The organism is Novacetimonas maltaceti, assembly GCF_002906255.1.
GTDB lineage: Bacteria > Pseudomonadota > Alphaproteobacteria > Acetobacterales > Acetobacteraceae > Novacetimonas > Novacetimonas maltaceti.
In genome coordinates this window covers 1-9,158 of record NZ_POTC01000076.1, presented here as the reverse complement: position 1 = coordinate 9,158, position 9,158 = coordinate 1, and the positions used below count along the sequence as shown (strand labels likewise).

Genomic DNA, 9,158 nt, shown 5'->3' with positions numbered 1-9,158 from the left:
AGAGACAACTCCCAATCTGCTCAAAACGCAGACTGGACGCCATCGCAAAAACCGTCAATCAAATCGCCAAAACCCAGAAATTACCGGCCAAGCACATCAATCAAGGGTTCTTCGATCCCTCCATCTGCTGGGCGATTGGGGCGGTGTGCAGCCGTGGCTTCAGAAACGCGGGCTGTATCTTGCTTTTGACGTTTATGAAGACCTTGCCGGTAACGTGTCCGGCGGCAAAAAGCGTGATGAAAGTGTCGCAGGACAGGTCGGTGTCACGCTGGATGTCGATTGGGAAAAACTGCTGAATGCAGGCTCATGGTCCAGGGATCTGTGGCTTCACCTGCTCGTGGTGAACGGGCATGGCCGGAACCTGAGCCGACTGTTTGGCGACAACGATAACCAGGTGCAGCAGATCTATGGCAGCCGTGGCAACGTGATCGCCCATATGGTCTGGGCCTATTTTGAAAAAGCGTGGCTTGACCGCAAGATTGACATGTCTGTCGGCTGGATTCCGACCGGGGTGTTTTTCCAGAACTCGCCATGGGTCTGCAACTTCATGAACGTCTGGCTGTGCGGTGGGGAGGCGCCAACAAAATTCATGACGGGTGGTCGTGGCTGGCCCTCGGGAAATATTGGCACGGTCCTGCGCCTGATGCCGATAAGGCAATTCTATATCATGGGGGGACTGTTTGCTGTTTCTCCGCATGCCTATAACGGCGGGATTTCCGGGTGGTCGTGGGCGCAGGACGGGCTGGGGAAGCTTTCAACGCAGGTTGAACTCGGCTGGATTCCTGAATTTGGTCGCAACCACCTGATCGGTCACTACAAGGTGGGCGTGATGTATGACAACTCCCGCTACAATCATCTGTATGAAGACATCAATGGCGAACCCTGGGTACTGAGCGGACTTCCCGCACGCAGGGAAAGTGGACAGACATCGCTGTGGGTCATTGCGGACCAGATGCTGCTCCGGCATGGGCCGGGTGAACTGAATGGCCTGATCCTTGGCGGATATTATGCCTATGGTTCGGGGCAGACATCGCAGATCAACCATACCCTTGTCGGGGTGCTGATGGATACCGGGGCCGCATGGAACCGTCCTCTGGACAGCGTGGGCATTGCGGTCCTGTGGGCAAATTTCAGCCGTTCCGCCATCCTGGCGGAGGAGGCCGCTGCAACGCACGGCCTGCCCCTTCCGGGTGCGAACTTTGGCGTGCCATATGGCATTCAGGGGCACGAAACGATCTATGAGGCCTATTACGGTTTCCACATCATGGATGGCCTGTCGATCAAGCCTGATTTCCAGTATGTCAACCATGTTGGTGGGACAAGGACATTCAAGGATGCCGTGGTATTGAGCACGGCCGTCAACATTGCCTTCTGATGGGGGGATGTCACATCGGGAAAGCTACTGTCGTGGCTTTCCCGATGCGGGCGTGTCAGGCCTTTCCGCGCTGGCATTCATAAACCCGAAGGTTGAGGTTGGTCAGGTCAAGGAGCGGTGTTGCAAGATCATGTTTCCGGGCACGTGCCACCAGGTCACCAATGATCTGGTGGGCTTCTATCGGTGCGCCCCGGGACAGGTCACGGAACATGGAAGACGTGAGCGACGAACCACTTTTGCAAAGTAGCCGGGTCGTGTCGTCGATGATTTTTGCATCCGGGCAATAGCCTTCTGCCGTCGCGATCGCAGCGCATTCCTTGATGACCGCGCGTGTAAAGTCTGTTCCATGTGGCTGTTCGGCGATTTCCCCCACCGTACCCCGCATCAGGCAGCATATGCTGCCCAGTGACGCCAGCAGGATCCATTTATTCCACATATCCTGCAGGATATGCTGCGAACGGACGGTTTCAAATCCGGGACTGGAAAAGGCGTGTTCAACCTGCCGGGCTTCCGCTGTTTCCTGCCCCGATAGTTCCCCGAATGACAGTCGTGGCAGGGAGCCGCTCTGGATGATCCGTCCTTCCCTGTCCAGTTTGCTGACGATGAAACAGGTGCCACCCATGACGGCATTCTGACCAAAACGCTCCGTCAGCAGATCAAGATGCCGCATGCCATTGAGCAGTGGTATGATACGGGTCGCAGGCCCCACGGCAGGAGAGAAATCATCCATGGCGGCGTCAAGGGAATATGCCTTTACGCTGAGCAGGACGATATCATACGGGGCCACAATGTCCTGAGCCGTCACCATTATGGGACGGATGGTCGTATCCCCGATGGTGCTGCGCAGGGACAGGCCATCGGCAAGCAGTTGGGCATGCCGCCGGGGGCGAACCAGGAACGTCACGTCATGTCCGGCCGACGCCATGCGGGCTCCGAAATACCCACCTACAGCGCCGGCACCGACAACAAGGATTCTGGAGTTCATCAACCTGTTTCCTGTCTTTGTTCTTTTATGGAACTGGTATTCATGAAATCGGGAGAGAGGGGAAGGGCATGCACCTGTTCTATCGCCTGATCACCCACATGATCAGCGAAATGGCCCCTCCCAGCAGCAGGCATGTCGTGATCGGTGCGTAGAACGTGAAATTCTGCCGCCGGATCAAAATATCACCGGGAAGCCTGCCAATCGGCAGGCGGGAAAGAAAGGGCCATAATATTCCTGCCAAAACAAGAAGCAGGCCGGCAGCGATCAGGAGGCGGGGCATGATGGGATATCCATGAGGTGTCCGACAGGTTGCTCCGGGAGGTGGAAGTAAGCCTGTATCTTCGGACAGTTTCAGGAAATGAACAAGCCATGCCCTGCTGGCGTCATGCCCCCGCCCGGCATCATGAAGATACCTGCCCGAAAGTGACGGCATGATACGTGCGACGGCAGGAAGCCCGACGCTGCCAGAGCAGGAAATGGCATCTGTTTTTGCTCTGGCAGGTCGTATCAGTCAGAAATCTGCGGTCAGGGACACCATCGCCGTAAAGGCGGACCCAACGACGTAGGTCGGTGTCGAGGCACTGACCGTATTGCCCTGAATGCCCTTGCGGGTCACGGCGGTCATGCCAAAGCCATTGATGGAAGACAGGTAGTTGACACCGCCCATGTTGACCAGATTGAGCATTATTTTCGGGTGGACATGGGTGTGGAACGATGGAAGCGTGCGACCGATATTCAGGTCTGCCGTAATATATCCGGGGATTTTCTGGTCGTTCATCAGGGTGGAATACTGTTTTCCCTGATAACGCAGGTTGAAATTGCTGAAATAGGTTCCGTCGTCATAGGTCAGGCCGATCGCGCCACTCCATCTGGGGGAACCGGGTTCCTCCTTCCCTTTTGTGGGCAGGTAGTCCGTGCCTGCATTGACATTATTTCCAATAGCGGTGTGGAGGTACTGGCCCGAAGCATAAGCACTGATATGGTGCCATGGACGTGTGCCGATCTCGCCCTGGAATCCCCATGCCTCCTCACCACCGGCGGAAATTGGCGTACTGATCAGTACGCTCGTTCCGGGGAGGTAGGATGAACTTGAAATCTGATGGTTCGTCAGGTTGTAATGAAACCATGATGCGGAAAAGTTGATCGGACCATTATGCCGGTAACCGACTTCTTCGCCGATAAAATATTCCGCATTCAGGTTGGCGGTCGGCTCACTCGAAGGTTTGGGCGATGTCATGGAAAACTGCTGCACATACGGACTCCACCCGGCAGGCAGTCGGTAGGATGTCGTGGCATTCATATAGACCTGATCTGCCCGGGTGATGTTGTAGCTGGCCAGAAACTGTGGCGTAGGCTCGAAATAGTTTTTTCCAGCCTTGTAGGGTGTTGCGCCCGGCAGGTCTTCGGTTGCGGTAACAGATGCCATGGAGGCCTTGAAGCCAGCATCAAGGACAAGCCGGCCGCCAAGCAGGATGACCTTGTCATCAATGCCGATGGCGTTGACCTGCTGGCGCGTATTTTCCTGGTATCCGGTCACACGCATACCGTTGGCCGTCAGGTATTTTTCGCCGTAATTCCATGAACCCGTGGAGGAGAGGGGATACTGGTTCTGATATTCGGTGTGGCCGCCATAGGAATACCAGTAGAATACGGAAAGAGAATTGTGTTTTGTCTTCCAGTTGAGGTTGGTCGTAAAGCCGCTGGTATTCTGTCGCCACGGATGTACGCTCTCAACCGTAACCTTGCCGGATTGCCCTTCGTAGCCGTCAAGGTAGCTGTATTGCTGCGTTCCGATATATCCTCCGGCAATGGGGATCGTGGAACCGTAATTGTTCGGACCGCTCTGGAAGGTGGTGTAGGGTTCAACGTGTAATGTCAGTCCCTTGGCAAGGGCAAAGTCATTATGTATCGCGCCGAACACGACATTTGTGAAGCGCTCGTTAATGGCGTAATAGTTCGAATCCCCCGCCTGATACTTTCCATCATAATTGAAGCTGGTCCCGTACTGGTTCCATTGCGCCAGGGAGGGATTGCGATAGATGTTCTGGTGGGATGTGGTGTATCCGAATACGATATCGGATGTACTGTTACGTGACCATCGTTTTTCGAGGTTGGCATCAATATGATAACGCTCGATATTGCCCATCCCGCGCCACAGGTTGCCCGCAGAGTGGGAGAACGAAGCGAAGGCCCTGACATCGCTATGGCCGATTTCACCGGAATTGAGGCGAATGAACTGCTTTTGCAGGCTGTGGGTGCCACCAGCGAAATCAACGCTGCCGCCGAACTTGTCCGAAGGACGGATTTCCTGCATGGAAACAATGGCCCCGTCCGCATTATAAAGCGGCGCGGACAGATCAACGGAACCCTGCGTTACCTTGACCGAGGCGATGTTTTCATTGTCGACCATTGACGACGCCCATGGCGCATAACTGAAGGCGTCCGAGACCGGGACACCTTCAAACAGGAAGCCGATCTGTGTCTGGTCCAGTCCACGGATATGCATGGTTTCCGTTTCGGTGTTCAACGGGCCTTCGTTACCTGCCTGAACACCCGGAAGGCTGGCAATCAGTTGTGTTGGTGAAACAGTGGGAACCTGTTTGGAAATATAGGCACGCGACACTTCGCTGACGGCAACAGGGGCTGTCTGACGGACCAGAAGACCACCGCCGGAATTGCGGTGTTGTGCGACGACACTCAGCTCTTCACTTTCCTGACGTGGTTTGGTTTCCCTGCGCGTGGTTGCCGAAGGTGCATGCGAACTGGTGGCACCAGATGTGATGTTCCCGGTTTTTCCTGATGGGGATGTCTTGTCGGATTGTGCGGCAAGGGACTGCTCCCCGCTTATCAGAATACCGCAGGTCATCATGATACATGAAGAGAGCAGATGGCCACGCAATCGGCCATATGGTGTGCCGTATTTTCTGATGGTCAGAATTTTCATTGAAGACATCCGGATCTGGAAAGGTGTGATTCAGAAAGGAAGTTCAGCGAATGAAGCGCAGTCGGATATGATGGAAGTCGCCACGATGCATCTGTGACAACGTCCAGATCTGTCCTGTCTTCAGCCATTTCGTGCCCAGCATGGTAAACGGCCCCGCATATGTGTTCCTTTTGGGAATGGGACACTTCTACGAAATGCATGAAAGAAGACGTGTGATTGTTTCATAATGTTTTTATTTCTGTTTCATGAAAATCGTCTGATTACAGTCGCAGCACTGTTTCCGGTCACTTTTCTCGTGGAGGAACCATATCGTTTGCGATATCCTGCATGAAGTCCGTGGCGCTGCCCTGTGGCTATTCTTCACGTCTGTCAAGGAAGTGAAATTTGAGAAGAATAATCTTAAAGGCACGACTTGTTCTTATATGTGCCGGGTTCTGCGGTGTCGTATCGCCAGTGGTGGCGCAAAGTATCCCGCAGGGGCAGGATCCTGTAACGGAAAGCTTGCAACATCGGATATTTCCGCAGATCTCGGATATCATGTCGGATGCTGGATTGAAAAAAACCATTTTTTCCGAAGGCGATATACAGAAAATATTGCAGGATCGCCGGACACGTTCCGCTGATACGCCCAAATGCACGCCCGCACCGCGATGTATGGTGGAAGCATGGAAAATTACGCCGGATGAACGGCGCATTATCGGGGAAGTCTTTGCACGTCTCGCTGCGCGCCTGCCAGTATTCAGGACCTATGGCGCTGCGCAATGGCAACGTGATGCGGATGCGGTCAATTATATCCTGTCCGTATATGGCGAAGGCGCATCACCACATTACCCGCACATCGACGCGATGACGCAGGATGCGACAGCAAAGGATTTCAGTCAGCTGGTTTCCGGCCTGCAACTGCAGGGGGCACCGCAGTCGGATGATGCCGTTTTTTCTGCGCCGTTACATTATGCCATGGTCATGCTGGACATGAACGATCGTGATGATGCCATACATTTTCCGATGCTGTGGCAGACATGGAACGCGCAGGCCCTCCATGCCGCGCGAAACCTGAACTGGCGGCATTACCCCTATACCGCAATCATCGTGCCCGGTGCGGGACCGGAGCAGTCGGATGTGGCATTGTCGGCGATGGGGAAATTCCGCCTGATGCTGGCGGTAGAGGCATTCCGCAAAGGGTTGGCTCCTTTCATCCTTGTTTCGGGTGGGGCTGTCCATCCCGCGCAGACTCATTATGTTGAAGCAGAAGAAATGCGTCGGGCACTGATCACGCGTTTCGGCATTCCGGAACGCAATATCATCATGGAACCATATGCCCGACATACGACGACCAATCTGCGCAATGCGTCACGTCAACTGGCCACCCTCAATGCGCCGCGACAGCAGCCTGCCCTGATTGTGACGGATCAGGACCAGAGTGCCTATATCGAAAGCCAGACCTTTGCACAGCGCAACCAGAAGGAACTGGGATGTGAGCCGGGTGCTTTGGATAAGCGTATCTCGACTTTTGCCATTCCGTTTCATCCTGATGCACGCTGCAATGTAACGGACCCATGGGATCCACTGGATCCATGAATATCAAGGATCCAGTCAGGCCCTGCCTGTCATGGCAGCCGCTCAACAGGTATGGCGGCCAATGGCCGGATCGGTTGTGCTGTCACGTCCTGTTTCGACATGTCCGGCAATACGCCATGTGAGATCATGATGCCTGCCGCGCAGAATCAGGTCATACCACCCAGACGTCTGCCCTGTCTGTATGTCCAACCGGATCGGGGATGAAGAAGCCGGGCAGTCCGTCACATGGCCTGTATAGGCATCTTCGATCCGAAGGTGGGTGGATGGGACATGCAGCGTAAGGATACATTTCCCGGCGGCTGGGTTATTTTCAGATGAAACCGATATTTCTCCATGTTTTCGGTGCATCTGTCCGGCAAAGCCACGAAAGAAACCATTGGGACCATGGATATCAAGATCGTAACGGCCATGGGCATCTGTTATCCACCGGTCCGAAAGCATTCCGCCCGGTGCGACACCATAGGATCGTGGCGGGGCATCCCCGGCAATGTCGCGCACATGGAAGATTGCTGCCGCTTTCCCTGAATTGATGAAAGTAACCTGCAGATCCTTGCCATCGTGATTGATCCGCGCAGTGACATGCAGGTCATAGGGGAGGGGCCTCGCACGCCGGACACCCGGTTCCTGGACCGGCATGGTCTGGTGCGTGGGAAGTGTGACAATGGAATTGGGATGAACATTCCGGTCCCGGGGGGCATAGGCTGTGGTGGCGGGAAGCGGGGGAAGTGCCGTGTTCGGGTTTGCAAAATCGAATGCGGACGTCAGGTCGCCGCAGATGGCACGTCGCCAGGGGGTGATCTGTGGTTCCACCAGTCCGGGATGGTCCTCTGCAAAACGCCGTTCGATAAAACGGATGAGGGAGGTATGGTCGAAAACCTCGGAATTGACCCATCCACCCCTGCTCCAGGGGGAGATGACCAGCATCGGAACCCGCGGGCCCAGTCCGTAGGGGCCTGCATCATGCGTTGCGCTGCCGGGAAAGATTTCATGTTGTGTTGAAATGCTGGACTGCCCCTGTGTCGGATCGGCAGGGGGAACGGGGGGCATGATGTGGTCAAAAAAACCATCATTCTCGTCATAAGTGATGAAAAGGGCGGTCCGGCCCCAGATGTCCGGGTTGGACGTCAACGTCTCGATGATCCGCGATATGAACCATGCGCCATAATTGGCGGGCCAGTTAGGATGTTCGTCATAGGCATTGGGACACATCAGCCATGAAACCTGCGGCAGCGTGGCGTTTGCCACATCCCGCCGAAGGTCGTCGAACAGCGTGCCTGATACGGCGATGTTCGTGCCGCTTCGGGCCTTGCGTGCCAGCGGACTCCGCGCTTTTGCGTTCTGGTAGCGGACGAAGCGCAGAAGGGTGTTGTTGGCCGAATTGCCAATATAATGGTTCTGGTCGTCGCCCCAGTTGTTCCGGGCCGTCAGGCCGGAGCCAACATCCTGATAGACCTTCCATGACACGCCTGCGGCTTCCAGCCGTTCAGGATAGGTCGGCCAGTCACAGATCATGTCATTCGTGTCGAGTTGCGGGCCATATCCCCTGCCGTCATTGCCCGTCCATCCGGTGAACATGTAGTTGCGATTGGGATAGGTCGGCCCCATGACCGAGCAGTGGTAGCTGTCACAGATGGTGAACGCATCGGCCAATGCGTAATGGAAGGGAATATCCGCCCGGTTGAAGTGGATCATGGTGGAAGGCGTCTTGTGCGCGACCCAGTCATCCCATCGACCATGATTCCATGCGCGATGCGTGCTGTTCCAGTCGTGTGGGGTGTCACCAATGAAGCTCAGGCCGAGGTTATCCACTGCCGGGCGAAACGGCAGCAGTACGCCCTTTCCGTGTGGCTGTTCCCAGACCGGCCGCCCGTTGGGCAGGCGCATGGCCCGTGGGTCACCAAACCCGCGCACCCCTGAAAGTGTCCCGTAATAATGGTCAAAGGACCGGTTTTCCTGCATCAGGATGACGATGTGCTCGACATCCCTGATGGAGCGCGTGCGAGTATTTGCCGGAAGTGCAAGGGCGCTGCGGATGCTCTCGTGCAATGCCGTGGCGGTTACGCCTGCTCCAAGGAATTTCAGAAAGGAACGGCGATCCGACCGCTTCATGCCATGCTCCGCAGGTAACATCGGGAATAAAGATGTTACCCTAGCAGCCTGTCGGGTTGGGGTACCCTGTGAAGAGGTGAAGTTGTAAGGTGGTGAGATGAGCAGCTTCATCCCGTTTGACCGGTCTCAGCCGTATCTTCTGCCGCCTGATCTGAAGTCGTGGCTTC

7 protein-coding genes are annotated in these 9,158 nt (G+C 55.4%); 3 read left to right on the top strand and 4 right to left on the bottom strand.

Annotation, left to right across the window (positions count from 1 at the left end; genetic code table 11):
• Both KMAL_RS17715 and KMAL_RS15255 read left to right on the top strand, forming a co-directional pair.
• Positions 1 to 296, top strand: a 296-nt coding sequence (locus tag KMAL_RS17715) for a hypothetical protein (protein ID WP_239020175.1), incomplete at its 5' end; no start/stop codon positions are given.
• The gene (locus tag KMAL_RS15255; RefSeq protein WP_239020174.1) at positions 215 to 1,375 is read left to right on the top strand and encodes a carbohydrate porin; all 1,161 of its coding nucleotides are present in this window, start codon (positions 215 to 217) and stop codon (positions 1,373 to 1,375) included. The genes KMAL_RS17715 and KMAL_RS15255, both read left to right, overlap by 82 nt.
• A 55-nt stretch (positions 1,376 to 1,430) precedes the next feature.
• Here the strand turns inward: KMAL_RS15255 and KMAL_RS15250 are convergent, their stop codons facing one another.
• The 3 genes from KMAL_RS15250 to KMAL_RS15240 all read right to left on the bottom strand — a co-directional run bounded on the left by KMAL_RS15250 (position 1,431) and on the right by KMAL_RS15240 (position 5,304).
• On the bottom strand, positions 1,431 to 2,360 hold the full coding sequence (locus KMAL_RS15250) for a ketopantoate reductase family protein (RefSeq protein WP_110096376.1): 930 nt from the start codon (positions 2,358 to 2,360) through the stop codon (positions 1,431 to 1,433).
• 79 nt (positions 2,361 to 2,439) lie between these two features.
• Positions 2,440 to 2,640 (bottom strand): DUF2905 domain-containing protein, encoded by a 201-nt coding sequence (locus KMAL_RS15245; RefSeq protein ID WP_110096375.1) that lies wholly within the window; start codon positions 2,638 to 2,640, stop codon positions 2,440 to 2,442.
• A gap of 231 nt (positions 2,641 to 2,871) precedes the next feature.
• On the bottom strand, positions 2,872 to 5,304 hold the full coding sequence (locus KMAL_RS15240; RefSeq protein ID WP_239020173.1) for a TonB-dependent receptor: 2,433 nt from the start codon (positions 5,302 to 5,304) through the stop codon (positions 2,872 to 2,874).
• A 537-nt stretch (positions 5,305 to 5,841) separates the two neighbouring features.
• On the opposite strand from KMAL_RS15240, the gene KMAL_RS15235 reads away from it, so the two are divergent.
• Positions 5,842 to 6,882 carry a YdcF family protein gene (locus KMAL_RS15235; RefSeq protein WP_146044240.1) on the top strand — a complete coding sequence of 347 codons (1,041 nt, stop codon included), beginning with the start codon at positions 5,842 to 5,844 and terminating at the stop codon, positions 6,880 to 6,882.
• Positions 6,883 to 6,924: 42 nt separating this feature from the next.
• Here the strand turns inward: KMAL_RS15235 and KMAL_RS15230 are convergent, their stop codons facing one another.
• Positions 6,925 to 8,991 carry a phosphocholine-specific phospholipase C gene (locus KMAL_RS15230; protein ID WP_110096373.1) on the bottom strand — a complete coding sequence of 689 codons (2,067 nt, stop codon included), beginning with the start codon at positions 8,989 to 8,991 and terminating at the stop codon, positions 6,925 to 6,927.
• Positions 8,992 to 9,158 lie beyond the last annotated feature (167 nt).

What these genes read in the sequence shown, in the direction of transcription:
- KMAL_RS15250 (WP_110096376.1), bottom strand. Translation starts at nt 2,360, where the DNA reads ATGAACTCCAGAATCCTTGTTGTCGGTGCCGGCGCTGTAGGTGGGTAT.
- KMAL_RS15235 (WP_146044240.1), top strand. Translation starts at nt 5,842, where the DNA reads ATGTCGGATGCTGGATTGAAAAAAACCATTTTTTCCGAAGGCGATATA.
- KMAL_RS15240 (WP_239020173.1), bottom strand. Translation starts at nt 5,304, where the DNA reads ATGAAAATTCTGACCATCAGAAAATACGGCACACCATATGGCCGATTG.
- KMAL_RS15245 (WP_110096375.1), bottom strand. Translation starts at nt 2,640, where the DNA reads ATGCCCCGCCTCCTGATCGCTGCCGGCCTGCTTCTTGTTTTGGCAGGA.
- KMAL_RS15230 (WP_110096373.1), bottom strand. Translation starts at nt 8,991, where the DNA reads ATGAAGCGGTCGGATCGCCGTTCCTTTCTGAAATTCCTTGGAGCAGGC.